We start from the raw sequence: 1,643 nt of genomic DNA, 5'->3' as shown, positions 1-1,643 counted from the left end.
TATGTGGGGCGTGCGGACGACCAGGTGAAGATCCGGGGGTTCCGGGTCGAGCCGGGGGAGATCGCGGCGGTGCTGCAGGCGCACGAGGCGGTGGCGCAGGCCGCCGTGGTGGCGCGGGAGGACCGTCCTGGGGACAAGCGTCTGGTCGGCTATGTGGTGCCGGTCACCGGCCGGGTGGTCGATCCGGATGAGCTGAGGGGCTTCGCCACGGGGCGATTGCCGCGGCACATGGTTCCCTCGGCGCTGGTGGTGCTGGAGGCGCTGCCGATCACGCCGAACGGCAAGCTGGACCAGCGCGCCCTGCCCGCACCCGCAGCCGTCACCGCTGACCAGGGTGGACGGAGCCCGCGCTCCGTGCAGGAGGAGATCCTGTGCGCGATCTTCGCGGAGGTCCTCGGTGTGCCGTCGGTGAGCATCGATGACGACTTCTTCGCCCTGGGCGGCCACTCGCTCCTCGCGGCCCGGTTGATCAGCCGGATCCGCAGTACCTTCGATGCCGAGCTCGGGATCCGTGACCTGTTCGACGCCTCCACGGTGGTGGGTGTCGTGGAGAAGCTGAAGGAGGGGCGTCCGGCGCGTCCGGCGCTGGTGGCGGGCGTGCGGCCGGAGGTGCTGCCGCTGTCGTTCGCCCAGCAGCGGTTGTGGTTCCTCGACCAGTTGGAGGGAGCGTCGGCGGCCTACAACAGTCACTTCGCGTTCCGGCTGCACGGCACGGTGGACATCGAGGCTCTGCGTGCGGCGATCGGTGACGTGGTGGGCCGGCACGAGGCCCTGCGCACGGTCTACCCGGCGGTCGACGGTCAGCCCCGCCAGCTGGTGCTGCCCGCCGACGACGCCCACGTCCCGTTCACGGTCGTGGAGTGCGGACGTGATGCGCTGCACGAGGAGATGCGCACGGCTGCGTTCACGCCGTTCGATCTTTCCACCGAACTTCCTTTGCGGCTGGTGCTGTTCACGCTCGGCGACGGTGAGGGTGAGTCCGTTCTGTCGCTGACCTCACATCACATCGCTATTGATGGTTGGTCGATGAGGCCGTTGTGGGAGGGGGTGGCGTCGGCCTATCGGGCGCGGTTGGCGGGGCTGGCGCCGGAGTGGGAGCCGTTGGCCGTTCAGTACGCGGACTACTCGCTGTGGCAGCACGACCTGCTGGGTGAGGTCGTGGGTGAGCAGTTGGCGTACTGGTCGGAGGTGCTGCGGGATTCGCCGCAGGAGGTGGCGTTGCCGTTGGACCGGCCTCGGTCGGGGGTGGTGTCGCGTGCGGGTGGTCGGGTGGAGTTCGGGCTGGATGCCGAACTGCACGCCGAGCTGGAGGGGTTGGCCCGGCGGCACGGGGTGACGCTGTTCATGGTGCTGCATGCCGCGTTGGCGGCTCTGCTGTCGCGGCTGGGTGCGGGGACGGATGTTCCGATCGGGACGGTGGTGGCGGGGCGTTCGGACCAGGCGTTGGACGAGCTGGTCGGGTTCTTCGTGAACACGTTGGTGCTGCGGACGGATGTGTCGGGTGAGCCGTCCTTCGGTGAGTTGTTGGGCCGGGTCCGTGACACGGATCTGGCGGCGTTCACCAACCAGGACGTGCCGTTCGAGCGGCTGGTGGAGGAGCTGAACCCGGTCCGTTCGGCCTCCGTGCATCCGCTGTTCCAGGT

The 1,643-nt window shown here is 69.2% G+C and carries 1 protein-coding gene; it reads left to right on the top strand.

Going from position 1 to position 1,643, the window contains the following annotated elements:
• On the top strand, window positions 1-1,643 hold a 1,643-nt coding region (locus tag ACFVHV_RS43770), incomplete at both ends, for a condensation domain-containing protein (protein WP_380359480.1).

Source organism: Kitasatospora sp. NPDC127116, from assembly GCF_042677365.1.
Classification (GTDB): Bacteria; Actinomycetota; Actinomycetes; order Streptomycetales; family Streptomycetaceae; genus Kitasatospora; species Kitasatospora lactacystinica.
This window is presented reverse-complemented; position numbering and strand designations above follow the sequence as displayed.